The sequence below is a fragment of the Actibacterium sp. XHP0104 genome (genome assembly GCF_025751515.1).
GTDB lineage: Bacteria > Pseudomonadota > Alphaproteobacteria > Rhodobacterales > Rhodobacteraceae > Actibacterium_D.
On sequence record NZ_JAOWLE010000001.1, the window covers coordinates 131,517 to 155,740 of the forward strand.

A 24,224-nucleotide genomic window follows, 5' to 3' on the forward strand; every position below is an offset into this window, starting at 1 on the left:
GATGAGGTCTCCTTAGGCTGCCGGGCGCGTGGTGCGCTGTTCGATGCGTTTCTCGTGCTCGCCCTGGATCAGGCGGTGCACATAGATGCCGGGCAGGTGGATGTGATCGGGATCCAGCGAGCCGGTGGGCACGATTTCCTCGACCTCGACGACGCAGATCTTGCCACAGGTCGCCGCCGGCGGGTTGAAGTTGCGCGCGGTCTTGCGGAAGATCAGGTTACCGGTTTCATCGGCTTTCCAGGCCTTCACGATCGACAGGTCGGCAAAGATGCCCTCTTCGAGGATGTATTCCTTGCCGTTGAAGATCTTGCTTTCCTTGCCCTCGGCAATGACGGTGCCCACGCCGGTCTGGGTGTAGAAACCGGGGATGCCGGCGCCGCCGGCGCGCATGCGCTCGGCCAGGGTGCCCTGCGGGTTGAATTCCAGCTCCAGCTCGCCCGACAGATACTGGCGCATGAACTCGGCATTCTCGCCCACATAGGACGACATCATTTTCTTGATCTGCTTGGTGTCCAGCAGCTTGCCCAGGCCAAAGCCGTCAACGCCGCAGTTGTTCGACGCGATGGTCAGATCCTTGACGCCGCTGTCGACGACCGCGTCGATCAGCAGTTCGGGAATACCGCACAGGCCAAAGCCGCCAGCGGCGATGAGCATGCCGTCGAACAAAAGCCCGTCGAGGGCCTCGCTCGCGCTGCCGTAAATCTTCTTCATGGATATCTCCCCAGTTCCTTTCGGCGAAGTTGTGACGCGGCTGTCGGGCAGAGTCAAATATTTGTCGTCCGAGAGGTCAGACAATGGCGCTTTGCCGGTCCGACCCTGCCAGATGCCTATGATTTCTTCTTGCGGCCACCCTTTTTGGTGGCTTTTTCCGCGATCAGCTGCAGGGCCATTTCCATGGTCACATCCGCGGGCTCTGTGCCCTTGGGCAGTGTCGCGTTGACCTTGTCCCATTTCACGTAGGGGCCATAGCGCCCGTCCATCACGTTGACGGGGCCGCCCTTTTCGGGGTGCTCGCCCAGCTCGCGCAGCGGCGCGGCTGCGGCGGCGCGGCCCCTGCGGCCCGGATTGGCGCGCTTCTCGGCCAACAGCTCGACCGCGCGGTTCATGCCCAGTTCGAACACGTCGTTGGGGTCTTTCAGGTTGGCATAGACCGGTTTTGCCTCGTCGGGCAGCTGATGCATCACATAGGGGCCGTAGCGGCCGAAATTGGTCGACATCATGCCGCCCTCGGGATGCATCCCGATCTCGCGCGGCAGGGTCAGCAGCATCTGCGCCTTGTCGAAATCCATCGCCTCGGGCTCCCAGCCCTTGGGCAGGCTGGCGCGGGGCGGTTTGGGGGTGTCTTCGGTGGCTTCGCCCTTTTGCACATAGGGGCCAAAGCGGCCCATGCGCAGGGTGATCTCATCCTCGCCGTCATGGCCCAGAACCTTGCCGTCCAGCTCGGCGGCGGCCTCGTCGACCTGGGTCGAGAGCGCGCGGGTATAGCGGCATTCGGGATAGTTCGAACAGCCGATGAATGCGCCACCAGAGCGCGCGGTTTTCAGGTTCAGACGACCGGCGCCGCATTTCGGGCAGACGCGCGGGTCGCTGCCATCGGCCGTGGGCGGGAAGAGGTGGGGCGCAAGCACCTCGTCGATCTTGTCCAGCACCTCGGTGATGCGCAGATCGGCGGTTTCGGCCAGCGCGGCCGAGAAATCGCGCCAGAACCGGTCGAGCACGTCGATATAATCACGCTCGCCGGCCGAGATATCGTCCAACTCGTCCTCGAGGTTGGCGGTGAATTCGTAGCCCACGTAGCGCTTGAAATAGTTGCTGAGGAACGCCGTGACCAGGCGGCCCTTGTCTTCGGGGATCAGACGGTTCTGATCCTTGTTTACATAGCCGCGATCCTGGATCGTGGTGACGATCGAGGCATAGGTCGAGGGTCGGCCGATGCCCAGTTCCTCCATCCGTTTCACCAGCGTGGCCTCGGTATAGCGCGGCGGCGGCTGGGTGAAATGCTGTTCGGGGGTCACGCTGCGCTTGTCGGTGGGCTCGCCCTCGGACATCTGCGGCAGGCGCTTGTCGTCGTCATCGACGACCACGTCGTCGCGGCCTTCCTCGTAGATCTTGAGGAAACCGTCGAACAGCACCACCTGGCCGGTGGCGCGCATCTCGATCTGGGCGTCCTTGCTGGCGATATCGACGGTGGTGCGCTCCATCCGGGCGGCTTCCATCTGGCTGGCCAGGGTGCGTTTCCAGATCAGGTCATACAGCTTGCGCTGATCGGCGTCGCTGATCTTGAGGCTGGCGGCATCCATCGTCATGTCGGTCGGGCGGATACATTCGTGCGCCTCTTGCGCGTTTTTGGCCTTGTTCTTGTAGATGCGCGGGCTGGCGGGCACGTAATCGGCGCCATAGCGATCCTTGATCGCGTCGCGGGCGGCGGTCACGGCCTCGGGCGCCATGTCGATGCCGTCGGTTCGCATATAGGTGATGTGCCCGGCCTCATAGAGGCGTTGCGCGGCGCTCATGGTGTGGCGGGCGCCAAAGCCGAACTTGCGGCTGGCCTCTTGTTGCAGGGTCGAGGTCATGAACGGCGCGCTGGGGTTGCGGTTGGCGGGCTTGGCCTCGACCGATTTGACTGACAGGTCGCGGCTGTTGATCGCCTGCACGGCCAGTTCGGCCGAGGTGGTGTTCTCGAGGTCGAACTTGTCCAGCTTCTTGCCGCCCAGAACGGTCAGGCGGGCCTCGAATTCCTGCCCGCGCGGAGTGCCGAGCAGGGCCTTGACCGTCCAGTATTCACGCGGCTTGAAGGCCTCGATCTCCATCTCGCGTTCGACGATCAGGCGCAGGCAGACCGATTGCACCCGGCCGGCCGATTTCGCGCCGGGCAGTTTGCGCCACAGAACCGGCGACAGGTTGAAGCCCACCAGGTAATCCAGCGCGCGGCGCGCCAGATAGGCATGCACCAGCGGTTGGTCGACCTGGCGCGGGTTCTTCATCGCCTCGGTCACGGCCGATTTCGTGATGGCGTTGAACACCACGCGGCTGACGGCGGTGTCTTTCTTGATGGCCCGGCGCTTGCGCAGGGCCTCTTCCAGGTGCCAGCTGATCGCCTCGCCCTCGCGATCGGGGTCGGTTGCGAGGATCAGTTCGTTGTCGTCCTTCAGCGCGTCGGCGATGGCCTTGACGTGCTTGCGCGAGTCGTTGGCGATCTCCCATTTCATGTCGAAATCGTTGTCTGTGTCGACCGAGCCATCCTTGGGCGGCAGGTCGCGGACATGACCATACGAGGCCAGAACAGTGTAGTCGCTGCCCAGATACTTGTTGATCGTTTTGGCTTTGGCAGGGGACTCAACAACGACGACCGGCATGAAAATCCTTTCGAGTCGGGCAATGCAATCGGCGGGGATAGATGTGCGGGTGTCGCGGCGGTTGTCAATGCGCCGGGGAACATTGCCGCGCGCCGCCCCTACGGGGCGAATAATTTTCGCCCGATCGCGCCGCTTAGGACAGGCGGGTCTTGGTGGCGGGGATGGCGGCCAGCATGCCGCCGGGCTGGCGCGCGATGCGTCCGTCCAGTTCCAGGGTGACAAGTTCGGGCGCGACCTGCCGTGCGGGCAGGTTCAGATCGCGGATCAGCTGGTCCTCTGCCAGGGGGCTGGGGCCCAGCCGGTTGAGGATCTGCGCATGCAGGGCCGGGATGTCGGCCACGCGGGTCGAGCGGCGCGGCGGGCCTTCGGGGATGTCTTGGAACAGCGTTCGCTGCGGCTCGGGCTGGGGTTCGGGCCGGGGCGCGATCGGGGTCAGCGCCTCTAGCACGTCATCTGTGCCCCGCACCAGCGTGGCGCCATCGCGGATCAGCATATTGCAGCCCGAGGCGCGCGCATCCATCGGGTGGCCCGGCACGGCCAGCACCTCGCGCCCCTGGTCCAGGGCGTTGCGCGCGGTGATCAGGCTGCCCGATCGGGCGGCGGCCTCGATCACGATGACCGCTTGCGCGAGGCCCGAGATGATCCGGTTGCGGGCGGGGAAATGGCGGGCCTGCGGGGTGGTGCCTGGGGGCTGTTCGCTGAGCAGCAACCCGCGTTCGGCGATTTGTCGGGCCAGATCGGTGTTCTCGGCCGGGTATATAATGTCGATGCCCCCGGCCAGCACGGCGATGGTGCCGGTGTCCAGCGCAGCCGTATGGGCGGCGGTGTCGATGCCGCGCGCCAGGCCCGAGGTGCAGACCAGCCCGGCCTTGCCCAGCCCTGCCGCCAGGCTGCGCGCCATCCGCGTGCCCAGCGACGACGCGTTGCGCGCGCCCACCAGCGCGATTTGCGGGCGCATCAGCAGTGACAGGTCGCCCCGCGCCCAGATCAGCGGCGGCGCGTCCGAGATTTCGGCAAGGCGGGCGGGGTAGGCGGCAGACCTGAATGCCACCAGCCGCGCGCCGGCCTCGCGGCCCGCCTCGATCTCGCGCAGGGCCAGATCACGGGGGCAGGGAGAGTAATCCTTGACGCCGGCGGCCCGGGCAATGTCGGGCAGGGCGTCCAGTGCCGCCTCGGCCGACCCGTGTTCGCCCATCAGGCGGTGAAAGGTCGTGCTGCCGACGCGGCGAGACCGGATGAGACGGAGCCAGGCCACCAGGTGGTCTTCCTGGGTGGGTGGTGCGAGGGGGTGGGTGGAAGAATTAATGTCCACTGGTCGCTAGGCTCCGCTCATCCGTGGGGCCACACTGAACCGGGGAAGGTTAACGGCGGGTGAACAGCCGCAAATTTTTTTCAAATCCGACGATTTTTTTGTCAGGTGGCCGAACCGCCCACCGTCAGCCCGCCGATCATCAGCGTCGGTTGCCCCACGCCGACCGGCACCCACTGACCCGCCTTGCCGCAATTGCCGATGCCGGGGTCCAGCGCCAGGTCGTTGCCGATGGCGCGGATCTGGTTCATCGCGGTGGCGCCGTCGCCGATCAGGGTCGCGCCCTTGACCGCCGCGCCGACCTTGCCGTTCTGAACGCGGTAGGCCTCGGTGCAGCTGAAAACGAACTTGCCATTGGTGATGTCGACCTGCCCGCCGCCAAAGCCCACGGCATAGATGCCATCCTTGAGGTCGGCCAGAATGTCGGCGGGGTTAGCATTGCCCGCTTCCATGATGGTGTTGGTCATGCGCGGCATCGGCGCGTGGGCATAGCTTTCGCGGCGGCCATTGCCGGTGGGGGCGACGCCCATTAGGCGGGCATTCTGGCGGTCTTGCATATAGCCGACCAGGATGCCGTCTTCGATCAGCACGGTGCGCGAACTGGGCGTGCCTTCGTCGTCGAAACTGAGGCTGCCGCGCCGGTCGGGGATGGTGCCGTCATCGACCACCGTCACCCCGGGCGAGGCCACGCGTTCGCCCATACGGCCGGCAAAGGCCGAGCTGCCCTTGCGGTTGAAATCGCCTTCCAGCCCGTGGCCCACGGCTTCGTGCAGCAGGATGCCGGGCCAGCCGGAGCCAAGAACAACGTCCATCTGCCCGGCGGGGGCGGGCTGGGCGCCAAGGTTGACCAGCGCGATGCGCAGGGCCTCGCGGGTGGTGGCCTGCCAATGCGCGGGGTCGATCAGCCCGGTCAGGCCAGCGCGCCCGCCGCCGCCATGGCTGCCGGATTCGCGGCGGCCCTGGTCTTCGACGATGACCGAGACATTCAGCCGGGTCATCGGGCGGCTGTCTTGCAGCAGGGTGCCGTCAGGGCGCAGGATGACCACCTCTTGCAGCGAGGCCGCCAGCGTGGCCGAGACCTGCACAATTCGCGGGTCAAGGTCGCGGGCAAAGGCGTCGATCTCGCGCAGGGTCTCGATCTTGACCGGAAACTCGGCATCGGCCATCGGGTCGGCGTCGCTGTAAAGCCGCCGGTTGGTGGATTGCGGGGGCGGGGCCATGGTGCCGCCGCCATCGCCCACGGCCAGACGCGCCGTTTCGCTGGCCCGCGCCAGGGCCGCGTTGCTGATTTCCGACGAATGGGCATAGCCCGCGGTTTCGCCTTTGACCGCGCGCAGGCCGAATCCCTCGGTTGCGTCGTAGCTGGCGGTCTTGATTCGCCCGTCATCGAACACCAGAGCCTCGGATCGGCGGCGTTCGAGGAACAGCTCGCCATCATCGGCCCCATCGGTGGCCTGTCGCAAGGTCAGCAGGGCGCGATCCAGATCAAGCGCGTCATTGAAAGGGCTGAAACGGCCGTTCGGCATGGATTGGTCCCGGTTTTATGGGGCATTCGAGGGCGCCAGAGGCCTTCGCATGCACAGAATATCTTGTCTCATCCGGCCTAATATGGTTTTTGGGGGCCGGGAACTCAACGGCTAACCTACTGGAAGGCCGTTCAGCGGCCGTTGGGCCGTACATTGGACAGGGAATGACAATGCGGATTTTTAACAAGCTTTCCGGCCTTTGGGCCGCAGGTGCGGCTACCGTTTCGGCCTCGGCGGCCTATGCTCAGAATCTTGAGGTGATCGGCAAGCCGCTGCCCGGCCTGACCGGGTTCCAGCCCCCCGCGACCGAACTGGCGCGTGATATCCAGGGCCTGGACGACATGATCAACCTTATCATCGCGGCCATCGTGGTCTTTGTGATGGTGCTGATGCTGATCGTGATCGTGCGCTACAACCGTCGCGTCAACAAGACGCCGGCAACCTTTACCCACAACACCCCGGTCGAGGTGGTCTGGACCATCGTTCCGATCCTGATCCTGGTGTTCATCGGCGCGTTCTCGCTGCCGGTTCTGTTCAAGCAGCTCGAGATCCCCGAGGCTGACGTGACCGTCAAGATCACCGGCTACCAGTGGTACTGGGGCTATGAATATGTCGACCACGAATTCGCCTTCGACAGCTTCATGCTGCCGCGCGAAGAGCTGGCTGAAAACGGCTATACCGATGACCTGTATCTGCTGGCCACCGACACCGCCATGGTGGTGCCGACCGGCAAGAACATCGTGATCCAGGTGACCGGCGCCGACGTGATCCATTCGTGGGCGATCCCTGCATTCGGTGTGAAACAGGATGCCGTTCCGGGTCGCCTGGCCGAGCTGTGGTTCAATGTCGACGAAGGCATGGAAGGCATCTACTTTGGTCAGTGCTCGGAACTGTGCGGCAAGGACCACGCCTATATGCCGATCACCGTCAAGGCCGTTACCCCGGCCGAGTACGAGCGCTGGCTGGCCGGCGCCATCGAGGAATATGCGGGCAAGCCGCGTGACCTGACCGTGGCTGCGGCCAACTGAGCAACCGTTGTAAGGGCAGGGGCCGTGCGTCCGCACGCGGCCCCGTTCCCGTTTCGGAGCAAGTGATGACCGACGCGACCAACATCTATGATCATGCTGGCGAGCCCAGCTTTGGCGACTATGTCGCGCTGCTCAAGCCGCGTGTCATGTCGCTGGTCGTGTTCACCGCGCTGGCCGGGCTGATCGTGGCCCCGGTCGCGGTGCATCCGTTCATCGCCTTCATGTCGATCCTGTGCATTGCCGTGGGCGGCGGCGCCTCGGGCGCGCTGAACATGTGGTGGGACAGCGATATCGACGCGGTGATGAAACGCACCAAGGGCCGTCCGGTGCCCTCGGGCCGCGTGACCCGCCAAGAGGCGTTGGCCGTCGGCCTGGCCCTGTCGGGCTTTGCCGTTGTCATGCTGGGGCTGGCCGCCAACTGGGTGGCGGCGGGCCTTTTGGCCTTTACCATCTTCTTCTATGCCGTGGTCTATACGATCTGGCTGAAACGCTCGACCCCGCAGAACATCGTGATCGGTGGCGCGGCGGGCGCGTTTCCTCCGATGATCGGCTGGGCCGTGGCCACCGGCGGCGTCAGCATCGAAAGCGTGCTGATGTTCGTGTTGATCTTCATGTGGACCCCGCCGCATTTCTGGGCGCTGGCCCTGTTCATGAACGATGACTACACCAAGGCCGGCGTGCCGATGCTGACCGTGACCCACGGCCGCAAGGCGACGCGCGTGCATATCCTGGTCTATACGCTGCTGCTGGCCCCGATGGCGCTGGCGCTGGCGGCGACCTCGATCGGCGGGCCGGTCTACCTGGCGACCTCGCTGGTGCTGAACGCGCTGTTCATCCTCGGGGCGATCCGCCTGTGGCGCCGTGACGAGGATCAGGCCGGCGCCGACAAATACGCTGCGGAAAAGAAATTCTTCCGCTTCTCGCTGCTCTACCTGTTCCTGCATTTCGTCGCGCTGATGGTGCAGTCCTGGATCGCGCCCTTTGGCCTGGGGGGCTGGTAAGATGTCGTTCCACCCCGAGCATGAACTGCACAAGCGCCGTTTCGGCCGTAACCTTGGGCTGCTGGCGGTTCTGTGCGGCTTTGTCGCGCTGGTCTTTGTGCTGACCATCGTCAAGGTGTCCGAGGGCGGCAAGATGGAGGCGTTCGATCACAGCGTGCGCCCGTCGCTGACCACGCCGGAGGCCGGGCAATGACCGGCGCCAAGAACAAGACGCTGATCCGCCTGCTGGCGGTGGTGGTGATCATGGGCGGCCTGTCCTGGGCGGCGGTGCCGATGTACGACCTGTTTTGCAAGGTGACCGGGTTCGGCGGCACGACCGTGCAGGCCGATGCCGGGTCGGACGTGGTGCTGGATGAAACCGTGACCGTGCGGTTCGACGCCTCGAAAGAGGCCGGGTTTGAATGGGAGTTCAAACCGATGCAGCGCACGATGGAACTGAAGCTGGGCGAAACCGGTCTGGCCTTTTACGAGGCCTACAACCCCACCGACCGCGTGATCGCGGGATCGGCCAGCTATAACGTCACCCCCTTTGCGGCGGGTGGCTATTTCACCAAGATCGACTGTTTTTGCTTTACCATGCAGGTGCTGCAACCGGGCGAACGGGTGCAGATGCCTGTGACCTTTTACGTCGATCCGGAAATTTTGCAGGATCGTGAAGCAAAGTATGTGCATACGATCACTTTGAGCTATACGTTCCATGAGGCCGATCTTCCGGCCGAAGAGGGACAGGAACAGGCGGCGCTGGATCAGGGAAAATCCAGCACCGTGAAACGTTGACGGCACGTCAGGACGAGGGAGCGTAACGGAATGGCGCACGAAAAGAACCACGATTATCATATTATCAACCCGTCGATCTGGCCCCTTCTGGGTTCGGTCGCGGCTCTGGTCATGCTGTATGGCGCGGTCCAGATGTTCCATGACAACGGCCCCTGGATGTTCCTGATCGGCCTTGTCGGCGTTCTGTACGTCATGTTTGCCTGGTGGTCCGAGGTTGTGGCCGAAAGCCATGCGGGCGATCACACTCCGGTGGTGGTCATCGGCCTGCGCTATGGCTTCATCCTGTTCATCATGTCCGAGGTGATGTTCTTCTCGGCCTGGTTCTGGAGCTTTTTCAAGCACGCCATCTACCCGATGGGCCCCGACAGCCCTGGCATTGACGGCCAGTTCCCCCCGGCGGGTATCGAGACCTTCGACCCCTGGCACCTGCCGCTGATCAACACCCTGATCCTGCTGTGCTCGGGCGCCGCGGCCACCTGGGCGCACCACGCCCTGGTGCATGAGAACAACCGCAAAGACCTGCGCAACGGCCTGATCCTGGCGATCCTGCTGGGCCTGGTTTTCACCTATTTCCAGGCTTACGAATACAGCCACGCCGCCTTTGGCTTCTCGGGCAACATCTATGGCGCCAACTTCTTCATGGCCACCGGCTTTCACGGTGCGCATGTGATCATCGGCACCATCTTCCTGTTCATCTGCCTGCTGCGGGTGCTGCGGGGCCATTTCACCCCCGAGCGTCACGTCGGTTTCGAGGCCGCCGCCTGGTACTGGCACTTTGTTGACGTCGTGTGGCTGTTCCTGTTCGCCGCCGTCTACGTCTGGGGCCAGTAAGGCCGTTCTGCCCGGCCGCCACGGCAGGGCAGGGACAACATTCAAGGCGCGGGGGGAAACCCTCGCGCTTTTTCACATCGGGGAACGAGCATGAACAAACGGATGATCCTACCGCTGATCTTTGGGCTGGTGGGCGCGGCGATCCTGGTATCGCTGGGCACATGGCAGTTGCGGCGGCTGGACTGGAAGGAAACCGTGCTGGCCGAGATCGACGCCCGCATCACCGCCGCCCCCGTCGCGCTGCCCGCGCAACCTGACCCTGAACAGGACCGGTTTCTGCCGGTGACGGCCACCGGCACGCTGTTGCCAGGCATTCAGGTGCTGTCCAGCGTCAAGAAGGTCGGCGCCGGGTTTCGGGTGATCGACGTGCTGGACAGTGACGGCCGGCGGGTGCTGGTCGATCGCGGGTTCCTCAAGGTGCAGGACGACCCCGGCCCGCGCCCTGATGGCCCGGTGACGATTATCGGCAACCTGCACTGGCCCGATGAGGTCGACAAATACACCCCCGCGCCCGATATCGAAAAGGGCGACTGGTTTGCCCGTGACCTGCCGGTCATGGCCGATCACCTGGGCGCCGAGCCCGTTCTGATCGTTGCGCGCGACATCACCCCCGCCAGCCCCGCCATCCGGCCGCTGCCGGTCGACAGTTCGGGCATTCCCAATGATCATCTGCAATACGCGATCACGTGGTTTTCGCTGGCTTGTGTCTGGCTGGGGATGACAGCGCTGTTTCTGTGGCGTATCAGGCGTGGAACCGAGTGAAGGCAGACGAATACAATGCGCTATGTGTCGACCCGGGGGCAGGCCCCGGTACTGAGTTTCGAAGAGGCAATGCTGACGGGTCTGGCCCGTGATGGCGGGCTGTACCTGCCCGAAACCATCCCCACCCTCAGCTCTGACGAGATCGCCGCGCTGGCGGGCAAAACCTATGAAGAGGTGGCGTTCACCATCATGCGCCCCTTCATCGGCGACACGTTCACCGATGATGAATTCCGCGCCATCATCGCCCGCGCCTATGAGGGCTTTGGCCATGACGCCCGCGCGCCCCTGGTGCAGCTGGGCGCGAACCATTTCCTGCTGGAACTGTTCCACGGCCCCACGCTGGCCTTCAAGGATTTCGCCATGCAGCTGATCGGTCAGCTGTTCCAGGCGGCCCTGTCGCGCTCGGGCAAGAAGGTCACGATCGTGGGGGCCACCTCGGGCGATACCGGCTCGGCGGCGATCGAGGCCTTCAAGGGCCTCGACAACGTCGATGTCTTCATCATGTTCCCGCATGGCCGCGTGTCCGAGGTGCAGCGCCGCCAGATGACCACGCCGCCGGAAAGCAACGTGCATGCGCTGGCGCTGGATGGCGATTTCGACGATTGCCAGGCGCGCGTCAAAGACATGTTCAACGATTTCGATTTCCGCGATGGCGTGGGCCTGGCGGGTGTCAACTCGATCAACTGGGCGCGGGTGCTGGCACAGGTGGTCTACTATTTCACCTCGGCCGTCAGCCTGGGCGCGCCGCAGCGCAAGATCAGCTTTACCGTGCCCACGGGCAATTTCGGTGACGTGTTCGCCGGCTATATCGCCCAGCGGATGGGCCTGCCGATCGAGCAGCTGATCGTTGCCACAAACCAGAACGACATCCTGCACCGCGCGCTTAGCACCGGCGGCTATGTGACCAGCGGCGTGACGCCCTCGATCAGCCCGTCGATGGATATCCAGGTCAGCTCGAATTTCGAGCGGGCGCTGTTCTATGCCTATGGCGGTGACGGCAAGGCCGTGGCCCAGCTGATGGACGAGCTGAAAACCAAGGGCGGGTTCCAGATCAGCCAGGGCGCGTTGCAGGCCCTGCGCGAGATCTTTGCGTCGGGCCGCGCCTCTGAGGACGAAACCAGCGCCACCATCACCGGCATGTTCGCCCATACCGGCGAGATCATGTGCCCGCATACCGCCGTGGCCGTGAAGGTCGCCAACGAACAGCCCGTGACCGCGACGCCGATGATCTCGCTGTCGACCGCGCATCCGGCCAAGTTCCCCGACGCGGTCGAGGCCGCCACCGGGCAACGCCCGCCGCTGCCCGCGCGCATGGCCGATCTGATGGATCGCCCCGAACGCGTGACCCGCATCGCCAATGACCTGGCCGCCATCGAGGCGCTGATCCACGAAAGGCGCCGTGCGTGAGCGTAGAACTGCATCGCCTGTCCAACGGGTTTCGCATCGTCACTGAAAACATGCCGGGGCTGCAATCGGCCTCGCTGGGCATCTGGGTGACGGCGGGCGGCCGGCACGAACGGATCGAACAGAACGGCATCGCGCATTTCCTTGAACATATGGCGTTCAAGGGCACGCGCCGTCGCAGCGCGCTGGAAATCGCCGAGGCGATCGAGGATGTGGGCGGCTATATCAACGCCTATACCGGCCGCGAGATGACCGCCTATTACGCCCGCGTGCTAGAGGCCGACGTGCCGCTGGCGCTGGATGTGATCTCTGACATCGTGCTGAACCCGGTCTTTGACCCTGCCGAGATCGAGGTCGAGCGCGGCGTGATCCTGCAAGAGATCGGCCAGGTTCTCGATACGCCCGATGACGTGGTCTTCGACTGGCTGCAAGAGGCGGCTTTCCCCGAGCAGGCGCTGGGCCGCACCATTCTTGGCCCGGCCGAGCGCGTCAGCGCCTTTTCGCGCGACGATCTGGCCGGGTTCGTGCGCGAACGTTACGCGCCGGGCCAGATGATCCTGGCCGCGGCCGGCGCGGTCGATCACGATGAAATCGTGCGCCTGGCCGAGGCGCTATTCGGCCATCTGCCCGCGCAGGATGTCGATCAGGCCAGCCCCGCCCTGTTCACCGGTGGCGAGCGCCGCGAGACCCGCGCGCTGGAACAGGCGCATTTCGCGCTGGCGTTCGAGGGGCCGGGCTATCGTGATGACGCGATCTATGCCGCGCAGATCTATGCCAGTATCATCGGCGGCGGCATGTCCTCGCGGCTGTTTCAGGAGATCCGCGAAAAGCGCGGCCTGTGCTATTCGATCTTTGCCCAGGCTGGCGCCTATGCCGATACCGGCCTCTTGACGCTTTATGCCGGCACAAGCGAGGCCCAGCTGGGCGAGCTGGCCGAACTCAGCGTCGTTGAAATGGCGCGCGCCGCGCAGGATCTGACCCCGGTCGAGGTCAGCCGTGCCCGCGCGCAGATGAAGGCCGGTTTGCTGATGGGGCTGGAAAGCCCGTCGTCGCGCGCCGAGCGCCTGGCGCGGCTGATGGCGATCTGGGATCGTGTGCCCGAGGTCGAGGAAACCGTCGCGCGCATCGATTCTGTCACCACCGATGACGTGCGCGCCTTTGGGGCCGGGCTGATCACCGGTGGCAAGGCGGCGATGGCGCTATATGGGCCGGTGGCCAATGCGCCCCTGCTGGCCGATCTCAAGGGGCGTCTGGCGGCCTGATGCTGACACGAAAGCGTAAAGTCCGGATCGAGACCGAGCGCATGTCGCTGCGCCTGCCGCAGCAGGGCGACTATCACGCCTGGACCGGGCTGCGCGCCGAAAGCCGCGAGTTTCTAAAGCCGTGGGAGCCGATCTGGGCCGATGATCATCTGGCGCGGCGGGCCTTTACCAACCGCGTCTACTGGGCGCAGCGGGCGGTGGGCAACGGCTCGGCCCTGCCGCTGTTCCTGATCCGGCGCGACGACCAGGCGCTTTTGGGCGCGATCACGCTGGACAATATCCGCCGCGGCCCGTCGCAGGCCGGGATGCTGGGCTATTGGATCGGCGAACGCTTTGCCCGTCACGGCTATATGCGCGAGGCGATCAAGGCCGTCGTGCATTACAGTTTCACCCAGCTCGACCTCAGCCGGATCGAGGCCGCCTGCCTGCCCGAAAACCAGGCCTCGCGCGGGGTGCTGGAAAGCTGTGGCTTCAAGTATGAGGGCGTGGCGCAAAGCTATCTGCAAATCAACGGGCGCTGGCGCAATCATGTGCTCTATGCCAACCTGCGGACCGACCGGCGGGGCCGCACCGAGATCGGGCCCGCCTGAGCTATCCGAAAGGCATCCGATGCCCCTGAACGCCGCCGATGACGCTTTTGCCGCCCGTTTGCGGGCTGCGCTGCCGGATGTGATCCGCCCGCTGACGCCTGCCTATCTGCAAGAGCCGCGCGGCCGGTTTGCCGGGCAGGGCGGGGTGCTGGTTGCGCCGCGTTCGACCCAAGAGGTGGCGCAGGTGGTGCGCCTTTGCGCCGAGGCCGGCGTGGGCGTCGTGCCCTATGGCGGCGGCACGGGGCTGGTCGGCGGGCAGGTCATGCCCGATGGCCCCGCACCGGTGATCGTGTCGCTAGAGCGGATGCGCGCGGTGCGTGCGGTGCACCCGACCGAGAACGTGATCGTGGCCGAGGCGGGGGTGATCCTGGCCGATCTTCAGGCCGCCGCGTTTGATGCCGACCGGCTGTTCCCGCTGTCGCTGGCGTCCGAGGGATCGGCGCGGGTGGGGGGTGTTTTGGCCACCAATGCGGGCGGGGTGAATGTGCTGCGCTATGGCAATGCGCGCGATCTGTGCCTAGGCATCGAGGCGGTGCTGCCCGATGGCTCGGTGCTGAATACGCTGGGCCGTTTGCGCAAGGACAACACCGGCTATGATCTGCGTAATCTGCTGATCGGGTCAGAGGGCTCGTTGGGCATCATCACCGCCGCTGCGCTGAAACTGTATCCGCGCCCCGCGGTCGAGGGCGCGGCGCTGTTCGTGACGCGCGACCCGCAGGCGGCGGTTGACCTGCTGGCCATGGCGGGGCGACGGCTGGGCGGGGTGATCTCGGCGTTTGAGCTGATCTCGGGCGTCAGTTTGCAGTTTTTGGCCGAAACCATGCCCGATATCCGCCAGCCCTTTGCGAAAATGCCCGACTGGATGGTGCTGATCGACCTTGGGATGGGCGCGGGCGCCGATGCGCAGGTGGCGCTAGAGGGCCTGTTTGCCGAGGCCGTGCAGGCCGGGCTGACCGACGACGGCGTCATCGCGCAATCGGGTCAGCAGCGGGCCGAGTTCTGGGCGCTGCGCGAACATATTCCGCTGGCCAACCGGGCGATCGGCGCGATCGGGTCGCATGACGTGTCGGTGCCGATCAGCCTGATCCCCGAATTCATCACGCGCGGCGGCACGGCCCTGGCGGCGCTGGGTGACATGCGGGTCAATTGCTTTGGCCATCTGGGCGACGGCAACCTGCATTACAACGTCTTCCCCGCCCGCGGAAAAACCCGTGACGACTATGATGCGCAGCGCAGTGCCATCAAGACCTGCGTGCATGATCTGGTGCATCAGATGGGCGGATCTGTCAGTGCCGAGCACGGGGTGGGACGGCTGAAGGTCGATGACCTTGAACGCTATGGCGACCCGGCGAAACTGGCCGCGATGCGCGCGATAAAGGCGGCGCTTGATCCGCGCGGCATCATGAACCCCGGCGTGATCTTGCGCGCGGGTTAAAGGATATCCAGCACCGCCTCGGGCGGGCGGCCAAGCGCGGCCTTGCCATTGGCGATCACGATCGGGCGTTCGATCAGTCGCGGCGTGGCGGCCATGGCGGCCAGCAGCGTGGCGTCGTCATCGGTTTTCGACAGGCCGGCCTCGGCGAATTCCTTGTCGTTGACCCGGCAGAATGCGGCGGCGGGCAGGCCAAGGGCCTGTTGCACCGCTTGCAGCTCGGCCAGGCTGGGCCCGTCGGTCAGGTAAACCCGCACGTCGGGCTGGATGCCATTTTCTTCAAGCAGGGCAAGAGTTTGCCGCGATTTGCTGCAGCGCGGGTTGTGCCAGATGGTGACGGTGCTCATAGCCAGTCCTCTCGTTTGCTGCCGACCGCATCGGCGACAGTGGCGTGGCCGTCGCGGGCCAGCAGATCTTCCAGCCCGTGCACGATGCGCGGCACCAGCGACAGGCCCTGATAGACCATGGCCGAGTAAAGCTGCACCGCGCTGGCCCCGGCACAGATCTTGGCATAGGCCTGTTCGGCCGAGCCAACGCCCCCCACGCCGATCAGGGGCAGCTTGCCCTCGGTCAGGCGCGACAGCTGTGCCAGAACGCGGGTGGATTTCTCGAACAAAGGCGCGCCCGACAGGCCGCCGGCCTCGCCCTTATGGGCGCTGGCCAGCCCGTCGCGCGAGAGGGTGGTGTTGGTGGCGATGATCGCGTCCAGCCCCGAGTCCAGCGCGACTTCGGCGATTTCGGCCAGCTCATCGGCGTTGAGATCCGGTGCGATTTTCAGGAAGACCGGGATCGGGCGCGCCAGTTCGGCGCGGGTGTTCATAACACCGGCCAGCAGGGCCGAGAGCGCCGCCTTGCCCTGTAATTCGCGCAGTTTTTCGGTGTTGGGCGAGCTGACATTGACCGTGGCAAAATCGATATGCGGGCCGCAATGGGCCAGCACGCGGGCGAAATCGGCGGCGCGGTCGTCGCTGTCTTTGTTGGCGCCCAGGTTCAGCCCGACGATCGGGCCGGGCTGGCGGGCGGCAAGGCGGGTGGCGATGGCCTCCATGCCTTCGTTGTTGAAGCCGAACCGGTTGATGACGGCGCGGTCCTCGGTCAGGCGAAAGAGGCGGGGGCGCGGGTTGCCCGGTTGCGGGCGCGGGGTGGCGGCGCCGACCTCGATGAAACCGAACCCGGCGCGGGCCAGCGGCGCCAGCGCGACGGCGTTCTTGTCATAGCCCGCCGCCAGACCCAGCGGGTTGGGCAGGGCCAGACCGGCCACATTGGTCGCCAGCCGGGCCGAGCTGTGCACGCCCGGCAGCGGCACCAGCCCCGTGTTCAACGCGTTCAGCGACAGGCCATGCGCGCGCTCGGGGTCGCATTTGTGCAGTAGCGACAGGCCCAGTTTTTCGATCAAGCTCATACGACACCCATCGGGAAAATATGGCCGGTGGCCCCCAGCGGCAGGGATTTGTCCCACACAACATCCTTGATGCTAAGCGCCCGGTAAAGATGCGGGAACAGCGCCCCTCCGCGCGAGGGTTCCCACCGCAGCTGCGGGCCCATGACATCGGCCTCGCAGGCGACCAGAACCAGGTCGCTTTCGTCAGCGAAATGCTTGGCGGCGGTCTCGGCCACCTGCTGGGCGGTCGAGAAATGGATATAGCCGTCAGCCAGGTCGACCGGCGCGCCCAGCGTGTTGCCGTTCTGACGAAGCTCGTCCCATTCGGGGCGGCGGAGGATCTTGAAAATCAGCATGTGCCTGACATGCCCTGTGGCGCGCGCACCGTCAATGCCGCGACGTTACTGCGCGGGCGTCAGGACGAAGGTTTTGACAGCTTTGCCGCAAGGGCGCAGCCTTGGCGCATAACAGCGAAAACCAACCCGGAGAGTTCCCATGTTCGCACGCGTTCTGGCTGCGACAACCGCAACGCTGGCCCTGACGGCTGGCATGGCGGTGGCCGATTACCAACTGACCATTCTGCACACCAATGATTTCCACGCCCGGTTCGAGCCGATCTCGAAATACGACTCCGGCTGCTCGGCCGAAGACAATGCCGAGGGCAAATGTTTCGGCGGCACCGCGCGGCTGGTGACGGCAATCGCCGATGCTCGTACGCGCAGCAACAACGTGATCCTTGTCGATGGCGGTGATCAGTTTCAGGGCACGCTGTTCTACACCTATTACAAGGGCAAGGTCGCGGCCGAGTTCATGAACAAGCTGGGCTATGACGCGATGACCGTGGGCAACCACGAATTCGACGACGGCCCCGAGGTGTTGCGCGGCTTTATGGATGCGGTCAGCTTTCCGGTGCTGATGTCGAATGCCGATGTGTCGGGCGAACCGGCGCTGGCCGATGTGCTGATGAAATCGACGGTGATCGAACGGGGCGGAGACCGGCTGGGTCTGATCGGCCTGACGCCGCAGGACACGCCCGAACTGTCCAGCCCGGGCGCGAATATCGTCTTTACCGATCCCTCTGATGCCGTGCAGGCCGAGGTCGACAAGCTGACGGCGGACGGGGTGAACAAGATCATCGTGCTGTCGCACTCGGGCTATGGGGTCGATCAGGTGGTGGCGGCCAATACCACCGGCGTCGATGTCATCGTGGGCGGGCATACCAACACCTACCTGTCCAACAGTTCCGACCGGGCCGAGGGGCCATATCCAACCATGGTGGGCAGCACCGCGATCGTGTCGGCCTATGCCTATGGCAAGTTTCTGGGCGAGTTGAATGTGACGTTTGATGATGCCGGCAACGTGACCGCCGCCAGTGGCGAGCCGCTGATCATGGACGGCGCCGTTGCCGAGGATATGCCCACCAAGGACCGCATCGCCGAGTTGGCCGTACCGCTGGACGAGATCCGCAACAAGGTCGTGGCGCAGGCGGCGGACGCCATTGATGGTCAGCGCGAAAACTGCCGGGTCAAGGAATGCGCGATGGGTAATCTGGTGGCCGATGCGATGCTGGCACGGGTGGCCGATCAGGGTGTCCAGATCGCCATTCAGAACGGCGGCGGGCTGCGTGCCAGTATTGACGCCGGCGAGGTGACGATGGGCGAGGTCTATACCGTTCTGCCCTTCCAGAACACGCTGGCCACGTTCCAGACCAGCGGCCAGACGGTGATCGACGCGCTTGAAAACGGGGTCAGCCAAGTCGAAGAGAGCGGTGGGCGGTTTCCGCAGGTGGCGGGGCTGAGCTTTGTGTTCGATCCGGCGGCCCAACCCGGCAGCCGGGTGTCGCAGGTGATGGTCGGCGGCGCGCCGATCGACCCGGCGGCGACCTATGGCGTGGTGACCAACAACTTTGTCCGCAATGGTGGGGATGGCTATAAGATGTTCACCGCAGACGCGATGAATGTCTATGATTTCGGCCCCGATCTGGCTGATGTGGTGGTGGCCTATATGGCGGAAAACGCACCCTATTCGCCCTATCTGGATGGGCGGATCGCGGCAAAGTAGGCCTGAGAAAATGAAAAGGCCCGGATCAGTGTCCGGGCCTTTTTCAATGCGGTGCGATCAGGCTGCGCGCAGATCGTGTAGGTCGTCGATGCCGATGCGCGGCAGGGTCATCGGCCCGAAATCATGCAGGCAGCGCGCATGCGGGAACATGGTCAGGAACAGCTCCCAGCTTTGCGGCACCATCTCCAGGTCGGCGGTGCGGCCGGGGTGAAAGCTTTCAACCTCTAGCCCGTTGGCGCGGATGATGTGCTGGCCGTGCAGCGCCAGGTGATAGACGCGCACCGGGGACATCGGGCGGATCGACAGGGCGGTAAACCCGTCCTCGAACCCTTGCGCGGGGGTAAAGGCGGCCTGGGTGCCCAGGCGATCGGCCAGGCCGGAATTGCGATAAAGCAGCCGGGCGCCGGGGCCCAGCATCAGGTCGGACATCGGGCGCGACAGGCCAAAGGCATCGGCGGTGACGCGGGTCAGATGGGTGCGCGAGCTGTCGAGGCCCGGCATGTCGGGAAACAGCATCATCGACCCCGACCACAGCAGCATCTTGGGGCCGGCATCGACGGTTTCGATCATCATGCCCGGTTCAAGATCCTGAACGGCCACCGGGCCGCTGTCGGTGTTGATCAGCGTGCCATGGGCAAAGCTGCTGCTGGTTTCCTCGAAGGCAGGGGTGGCAGGGGCAACGATCCCGAATTCGGCGATCTGGCCGTCGCGCGTCAGGCCGCGCACCTCATAGCGGCGGGTGATCGGCGTCGCAAGCGGCGCCTTGCCCGGCCGGTGGGTCGGGTTCGGATTGACAGATCCAACGCTCTTGCCCTTCGCGATCTGCGTCGCGGGCAGGTGGGGATACGACATGTGCTCAGTCCCTTCAGGTCTGGTCACATCTGCAACGGCCCCCACCGTGCAAGCAGAATGACTGTCCCAATATTGCCTTAATTTCCTTCAAACTGTCAAAATTCCCCGGCTATTGGACGGTGGCTTGTGACCAGTTCCCGCGAGGCGAAGATACTGTTTCGCGAATCTTGGGAAACGCTGCCACATTTCACCGACCCGGATATTCGAATCGATCAGCCCGGCCTGCGAATGCGGCCTAGGCTGCCTTCTTTGCCTGTGCGCGTTGCGGGCGATTGCTGCGGGTCCAGGGCATTGCGGGGGTTTGCTTGGCGCTTTCTTCCAGCACCCAGGTCATCCAGCGGCGTTTGGCTTTCATTGTCGTTCTCCTGCTCGGTTTCCGGCCTGATCGGGCCAGAGGGCGTAATCCCATGGGATCAATATCCATGCGATTCTGGGCAGGTTCGTGGCCGCGAATGTGTCGTTTCTGGGTGAGTTTGCGGTCGAATTGGGGCGCGGGTTACAGTCGGATGACCGAAATTAGACGTCCGTAATCGGCCTCGCCGGCATGGGTGGTGCGACGATAGGAATAGAACCGGGCGGGGTCGGCATAGGTGCAGTAGCGAATCCACTGGGCCTGTCCGATACCGGCGGTGCGCAGCCGGTGCAGCCCGTAGGCGGGCAGGTCGAACTGTTTCTTGTCGGGGCTGGCCCCGTTGGCGAAAAACCGTTGGTTGTCAGAGTCGTCGGCCATGAAGTTCTCGAAGAATTCCTGGCTGACCTCGTAGGCCTCTTGGCTGATGCAGGGGCCGATGACGGCGGTGATGTCCTGGCGGCGGGCGCCCAGGCCCTCCATCGCGTCCAGCGTGGCCTCAAGCACCCCGTCCATCGCCCCGCGCCAGCCCGCATGGGCCGCGCCGATCACGCCCGCCTGGTGGTCGGCGAACAGCACCGGCTGACAGTCGGCGGTCAGGATGGCCAGCGCCACGCCCGGCGTTGCGGTCACCAGCGCATCGGCCACGGGCGGCGCGCCGTCTTGCGGGCCGTCGATGACGGCGACATCGGCGGAATGCACCTGATGCACATGCGCCAGATGCGGCAGGTCGACCTCCATCGCCTTGGCGACGCGGCTGCGGTTGATCTGCACCACTTCGGACAGGTCGGATGACCCCTGACCGCAGTTCAGCCCCTCGAACACGCCAGACGATGCGCCGCCGCGACGGGTAAAGAACCCGTGGCGGATCGGGTCCAAGGCGTCGGCGGTCAGAATCTCTAGGGTCATGCGGCGAATCCCGGTGGCATGGGGGTATCATGCGGCACAAGCGCCAGCGATTTAAAGAGGCTTCCCATCTCATCGGCATGGATCAGGCGGCGATGCGCCGCGATATGGCTGTCCAGCGCGGGCCCCGACAGGTTGCGGGCCAGGGCTTGGGCGCGCTGGGTGATGCCGAGGCGTTCAAGAAACACGCCTTGCGGTGTCATTGGCGTGACCTGAACGCCCTGGGCGGCGCGGGCGAGGGCCTCGAAATCGACATGGGCGGTCAGGTCGGCCTCGCCGCAATGGGTCAGCGGGTCGACCATCTGATGCGCCTTGAGCGCCTGCAACGTGTCGCCCAGCGAGTGCCAGCCGCCATAGTCAATGAACAGCGCCGCGCCGCCATGGGCCGCGATGCGGGTGGCGATCTGGTCGACGATGGGCGCGGCGGCGGGGCAAATTTCCACCAGGTCGCCGGGGCTTGTGTCGTCCAGCCGGTGATCCAGCAGCGCGATGGGCGCGGGGGCAGACAGGCCCATGGCCAGCACCCCGCCCGATTGCGTGACCTGCACCTCGCGCCAGCCGGCGGCATCGCGCTGAAACTGGCGGATGGGCAGGGCGTCGAAAAATTCATTCGCCACCAGAAACAGCGGCGCGTCGGGCAGGGCGCCGGCGCTGTCCAGCCATGTCACCGGGTGATCGCCCAGCGTCTGGCGCTGCACCTGCCGCAAGGTGGCCGAGGCCTCGACCAGGTGCACCTGAGCGGCATCAAGGAACCCCGGCGCCGCGCGGCCCACCCGCAGGATATCGGCCATCAACGTGCCGCGGCCGGGGCCGATTTCCGCCAGGGTAAAGGGCGCGGGGCGGCCCTGGTCCATCCAGACCTGCGCCAGCCACAGGCCCAGCATTTCACCGAACATCTGGCTGATCTCGGGGGCGGTGGTGAAATCGCCCGCCGCGCCGAAGGGATCGCGGGTGGCGTAATAGCCGTGCTCGGGGTGCAGCAGGCAGTCGGCCATATAGTCGGCCAGGCTGATCGGCCCGGTCTTGGCGATGCGCCGCAGGATGATCTCGGTCAGCGGGGTCATGCGGGGTTGCGTCGCGCGACCAGCCACAAGATTACCCCCAGCCCGATCATCGGCAGAGACAGAACCTGGCCCATGGTGATGCCCATGCCGCCGGCTTGGATGACCCAGCCGGCCGGGTTCTCGGCGGAGATGTAATGCGCGTCGGGCTGGCGAAAGAATTCGACGATGAACCGCGATAGGCCATAGCCCACAAAGAACGTGCCCGCCGTCATGCCGGGGCGTTTCAGCAGCCCATGCCGATAGACCAGATAGAGCAGCACCGCGCCCAGCAGCAGGCCCTCTAACCCCGCCTCATACAATTGCGAGGGGTGGCGGGGCAGGCCCAGCGGATCGGTGGGAAACACCATCGCCCAAGGCGCGTCCGTGGGGCGGCCCCAGAGCTCGGCGTTGATGAAGTTGGCCAGCCGCCCGAACAGCAGCCCCGGCGGGGTGGCCAGCGCCAGCGCATCGGCGGCGGGCAGCAGCGCGATGGAATGCTTGCGGGCGAACAGCAGCAGCGCCACCATCACCCCGACCAGCCCGCCGTGAAAGGCCATGCCGCCCTGCCACAGCATCGGGATCTCGGCCGGGTTCGACAGGTAATAGCCGGGCTTGTAGACCAGCACATAGCCCAGGCGCCCGCCCAGGATGATGCCGAAAATCACCCAGGTCAGCAGTTCCTCGACCTGGTCGGGTGTCATGGGGGGGCGATTTTGCGGCCACAGCCCGTCATTGCGCACCAGCCGCACCACCAGCCGCCAACCGATCAGGATGCCGGCGATATAGGCCAGCGCATACCAGCGCAGCGCCAGGTCAATGCCAAACAGCGAGATCGAGAAGATCTCGGAGCCGATATCGGGATAGGTAATGATTGCCTGCATGGGGGCCTCTTGCCTGTTGAAACGGGGGCAAGTCAACCTTGAGCTTGCCCCCTGTTACGCCCATATAGGCATGGAGCGAAACACCGGAGGCGGCAATGCAGACGCGCAACAAATTTTTCGAAGATATGTCCCAGCTGATGACCAATGCCATGGGCGTGGCTCAGGGCGCGCGGGAAGAGGCCGAGAGCGCATTCAACAGCATGATCGAGCGCTGGCTGGCCGATCGCGATTTCGTCACCCGCGAGGAATTTGACGCCGTGCGCACCATGGCGCAGAAGGCGCGCGAGGAAAACGAGGCGCTGAAGGCCCGTATCGAGGCGCTGGAAGGCGCCGCCAAGGGCTAATCGCCCCGGCCCGGTGCAGGGCGGCTGAGGGCCGACAGGCCCACCCCGCGCCGCATGGCCTGTAACTGCATGAACATTTTGTCCAGCATCCGGGCGTATCGTACGGCGGCGATATCGCGTGCCTGCGGGTCTGTGGTGTTGCGCATGACGTATTGCGCCAGTTCCGCCGCGCGCAGGGTCTGATCCAGCGCGCCCAGGTCTTGTGGCGGGGGGCTGTTGGGTGGCTGTGTCATGACTATGCGTCTTAACCTCGTGTTCATGGCGGCCGCGCAAACTGCCCGAAAGAGAATTTTCCAGCTTGCCGCACAACTCAAGGCATATTTATCTTGTATCATCAAGATAAATATGCCTTATATGCGTTGTCCGATTTATTTGTCGTGCGCGCCGTGCCATTCTGCGCCGCGATGATGCTGAATTCGATGCGCACTGCGGCCATGGCCGCCAGGGTTCGTGAGCTTGTGGAAGACGGGCTTGCGCGGAAAGGTGTGTCCGCACGCCGCGCGTCGATGGATGTGGTCGGGCATGATGGGTTGGTTCGCGATATTCGCGCCGGGCGTATGCCCAGTTTCGACCGGCTGATCGCATTGTTCGAGTATCTCTCTGTGCCTTTCGACTTTGGCGAGGTCACAGAGCCCAAGGTTGCTGGTATGGCCGAAGGCGAAACTTCCTCTCATCACAGCGATTTCTCGCGGCCCGAAGGGCTGAGGGCGGGGTTTTTGCCTTTTCCCTGGCACCCTGCGCTGATGCGCCGCGGGGTGGGGCCGGTGGCCCTGTCGGCCGAATGGCTGGCCTCGCGCAATCTGGCGCCCGACAGCCTGGCCGTGGTCGAGGCCCGGCATGACGGCGCTCAGATTCTGGCGCTGGTGGACGGCGCCGCTTCGCGCCAGGGGCAATCCGATCTCTGGGCGACGCTGGAAAACGGTGTGTGCGCCCTTTGTCGCGTCAACTGGCAGGCACCGCAGGTGGTGGTTCTGGCCGGTGACCGCGATCACCCGGCCCGCGCCCTGACCGGGGCCGACCACGGTGTGCGTTTCCTGGGCCGCGTGGTCTGGATGGGCGGGGCCCCGTCGCAGATCTAGCGCCCGGCCCGGCGATTTCCCTGATCCTCTCTGTTGTGGTGTTAACTTTT

At 64.9% G+C, this 24,224-nt stretch carries 25 protein-coding genes; 13 read left to right on the forward strand and 12 right to left on the reverse strand.

The annotated features are described in order from the left end of the window. Positions 1 to 12: 12 nt before the first annotated feature. The 4 genes from OE856_RS00640 to tldD all read right to left on the reverse strand — a co-directional run bounded on the left by OE856_RS00640 (position 13) and on the right by tldD (position 6,191). Positions 13 to 711, reverse strand: coding sequence for a CoA transferase subunit A (locus OE856_RS00640; protein WP_263714113.1), 699 nt, complete (start codon positions 709 to 711; stop codon positions 13 to 15). A 116-nt stretch (positions 712 to 827) separates the two neighbouring features. Continuing rightward, on the reverse strand, positions 828 to 3,356 hold the full coding sequence (topA, locus tag OE856_RS00645; protein ID WP_263714114.1) for a type I DNA topoisomerase: 2,529 nt from the start codon (positions 3,354 to 3,356) through the stop codon (positions 828 to 830). A gap of 133 nt (positions 3,357 to 3,489) precedes the next feature. Further along, on the reverse strand, positions 3,490 to 4,611 hold the full coding sequence (gene dprA, locus OE856_RS00650) for a DNA-processing protein DprA (protein WP_263714115.1): 1,122 nt from the start codon (positions 4,609 to 4,611) through the stop codon (positions 3,490 to 3,492). A 158-nt stretch (positions 4,612 to 4,769) separates the two neighbouring features. Beyond that, positions 4,770 to 6,191: a metalloprotease TldD gene (tldD, locus tag OE856_RS00655; protein WP_263714116.1), complete on the reverse strand. Its 1,422-nt coding sequence runs from the start codon at positions 6,189 to 6,191 to the stop codon at positions 4,770 to 4,772. 170 nt (positions 6,192 to 6,361) lie between these two features. Between tldD and coxB the strand changes: the two genes are divergently transcribed. From coxB to OE856_RS00705, 10 genes are all read left to right on the forward strand, one after another. After that, entirely contained in the window at positions 6,362 to 7,219 is an 858-nt protein-coding gene (coxB, locus tag OE856_RS00660; RefSeq protein ID WP_263714117.1) for a cytochrome c oxidase subunit II, read from the forward strand. A gap of 65 nt (positions 7,220 to 7,284) precedes the next feature. Then, entirely contained in the window at positions 7,285 to 8,220 is a 936-nt protein-coding gene (cyoE, locus tag OE856_RS00665; RefSeq protein WP_263714118.1) for a heme o synthase, read from the forward strand. A 1-nt stretch (position 8,221) separates the two neighbouring features. Beyond that, positions 8,222 to 8,413 (forward strand): hypothetical protein, encoded by a 192-nt coding sequence (locus tag OE856_RS00670; RefSeq protein WP_263714119.1) that lies wholly within the window; start codon positions 8,222 to 8,224, stop codon positions 8,411 to 8,413. After that, positions 8,410 to 8,997: a cytochrome c oxidase assembly protein gene (locus OE856_RS00675; protein ID WP_263714120.1), complete on the forward strand. Its 588-nt coding sequence runs from the start codon at positions 8,410 to 8,412 to the stop codon at positions 8,995 to 8,997. Before OE856_RS00670 ends, OE856_RS00675 begins: the two co-directional genes overlap by 4 nt. Before the next feature lie 30 nt (positions 8,998 to 9,027). After that, entirely contained in the window at positions 9,028 to 9,828 is an 801-nt protein-coding gene (locus OE856_RS00680) for a cytochrome c oxidase subunit 3 (RefSeq protein WP_263714121.1), read from the forward strand. 90 nt (positions 9,829 to 9,918) lie between these two features. Further along, entirely contained in the window at positions 9,919 to 10,590 is a 672-nt protein-coding gene (locus OE856_RS00685) for an SURF1 family protein (protein WP_263714122.1), read from the forward strand. Between the two features lie 15 nt (positions 10,591 to 10,605). After that, the gene (gene thrC, locus OE856_RS00690) at positions 10,606 to 11,997 is read left to right on the forward strand and encodes a threonine synthase (RefSeq protein WP_263714123.1); all 1,392 of its coding nucleotides are present in this window, start codon (positions 10,606 to 10,608) and stop codon (positions 11,995 to 11,997) included. Then, a complete protein-coding gene (locus OE856_RS00695) occupies positions 11,994 to 13,256 on the forward strand; it encodes a M16 family metallopeptidase (RefSeq protein WP_263714124.1) in 1,263 nt (420 codons plus the stop codon). Before thrC ends, OE856_RS00695 begins: the two co-directional genes overlap by 4 nt. Beyond that, entirely contained in the window at positions 13,256 to 13,846 is a 591-nt protein-coding gene (locus OE856_RS00700; protein ID WP_263714125.1) for a GNAT family N-acetyltransferase, read from the forward strand. The genes OE856_RS00695 and OE856_RS00700 overlap by 1 nt, the downstream gene beginning before the upstream one ends. A 19-nt stretch (positions 13,847 to 13,865) precedes the next feature. Beyond that, positions 13,866 to 15,281, forward strand: coding sequence for an FAD-binding oxidoreductase (locus OE856_RS00705; RefSeq protein WP_263714126.1), 1,416 nt, complete (start codon positions 13,866 to 13,868; stop codon positions 15,279 to 15,281). Here OE856_RS00705 and arsC read toward each other — a convergent pair. Genes arsC through OE856_RS00720 form a run of 3 tightly spaced genes read right to left on the reverse strand, consistent with a single transcriptional unit; the run spans position 15,278 to position 17,015 of the window. Beyond that, the gene (gene arsC / locus OE856_RS00710; RefSeq protein ID WP_263714127.1) at positions 15,278 to 15,625 is read right to left on the reverse strand and encodes an arsenate reductase (glutaredoxin); all 348 of its coding nucleotides are present in this window, start codon (positions 15,623 to 15,625) and stop codon (positions 15,278 to 15,280) included. The two genes, OE856_RS00705 and arsC, sit on opposite strands and share 4 nt — an antisense overlap. After that, positions 15,622 to 16,680: a quinone-dependent dihydroorotate dehydrogenase gene (locus OE856_RS00715; RefSeq protein ID WP_263714128.1), complete on the reverse strand. Its 1,059-nt coding sequence runs from the start codon at positions 16,678 to 16,680 to the stop codon at positions 15,622 to 15,624. The genes arsC and OE856_RS00715 overlap by 4 nt, the downstream gene beginning before the upstream one ends. Then, positions 16,677 to 17,015, reverse strand: coding sequence for a DUF952 domain-containing protein (locus OE856_RS00720; protein WP_263714129.1), 339 nt, complete (start codon positions 17,013 to 17,015; stop codon positions 16,677 to 16,679). The genes OE856_RS00715 and OE856_RS00720 overlap by 4 nt, the downstream gene beginning before the upstream one ends. Positions 17,016 to 17,154: 139 nt before the next feature. Here OE856_RS00720 and OE856_RS00725 point away from each other — a divergent pair, with 139 nt between their 5' ends. Further along, entirely contained in the window at positions 17,155 to 18,720 is a 1,566-nt protein-coding gene (locus OE856_RS00725; protein ID WP_263714130.1) for a bifunctional metallophosphatase/5'-nucleotidase, read from the forward strand. Between the two features lie 57 nt (positions 18,721 to 18,777). On the opposite strand, the gene OE856_RS00730 is transcribed toward OE856_RS00725, so the two are convergent. From OE856_RS00730 to lgt, 4 genes are all read right to left on the reverse strand, one after another. Then, positions 18,778 to 19,572, reverse strand: coding sequence for a Hint domain-containing protein (locus OE856_RS00730; protein WP_263714131.1), 795 nt, complete (start codon positions 19,570 to 19,572; stop codon positions 18,778 to 18,780). Between the two features lie 496 nt (positions 19,573 to 20,068). Next, positions 20,069 to 20,830, reverse strand: a complete 762-nt coding sequence (gene pgeF, locus OE856_RS00735) for a peptidoglycan editing factor PgeF (protein ID WP_263714132.1) — start codon at positions 20,828 to 20,830, stop codon at positions 20,069 to 20,071. After that, positions 20,827 to 21,891, reverse strand: coding sequence for a class I SAM-dependent methyltransferase (locus OE856_RS00740; RefSeq protein WP_263714133.1), 1,065 nt, complete (start codon positions 21,889 to 21,891; stop codon positions 20,827 to 20,829). The genes pgeF and OE856_RS00740 overlap by 4 nt, the downstream gene beginning before the upstream one ends. Then, positions 21,888 to 22,751 carry a prolipoprotein diacylglyceryl transferase gene (gene lgt / locus OE856_RS00745; protein ID WP_263714134.1) on the reverse strand — a complete coding sequence of 288 codons (864 nt, stop codon included), beginning with the start codon at positions 22,749 to 22,751 and terminating at the stop codon, positions 21,888 to 21,890. Before lgt ends, OE856_RS00740 begins: the two co-directional genes overlap by 4 nt. A 95-nt stretch (positions 22,752 to 22,846) precedes the next feature. Between lgt and OE856_RS00750 the strand changes: the two genes are divergently transcribed. After that, positions 22,847 to 23,095, forward strand: a complete 249-nt coding sequence (locus OE856_RS00750; protein WP_263714135.1) for an accessory factor UbiK family protein — start codon at positions 22,847 to 22,849, stop codon at positions 23,093 to 23,095. Here OE856_RS00750 and OE856_RS00755 read toward each other — a convergent pair. Beyond that, positions 23,092 to 23,328 (reverse strand): hypothetical protein, encoded by a 237-nt coding sequence (locus tag OE856_RS00755; RefSeq protein ID WP_263714136.1) that lies wholly within the window; start codon positions 23,326 to 23,328, stop codon positions 23,092 to 23,094. The genes OE856_RS00750 and OE856_RS00755 overlap by 4 nt on opposite strands. A gap of 252 nt (positions 23,329 to 23,580) precedes the next feature. On the opposite strand from OE856_RS00755, the gene OE856_RS00760 reads away from it, so the two are divergent. Beyond that, positions 23,581 to 24,174, forward strand: coding sequence for a hypothetical protein (locus tag OE856_RS00760; protein ID WP_263714137.1), 594 nt, complete (start codon positions 23,581 to 23,583; stop codon positions 24,172 to 24,174). Positions 24,175 to 24,224 lie beyond the last annotated feature (50 nt).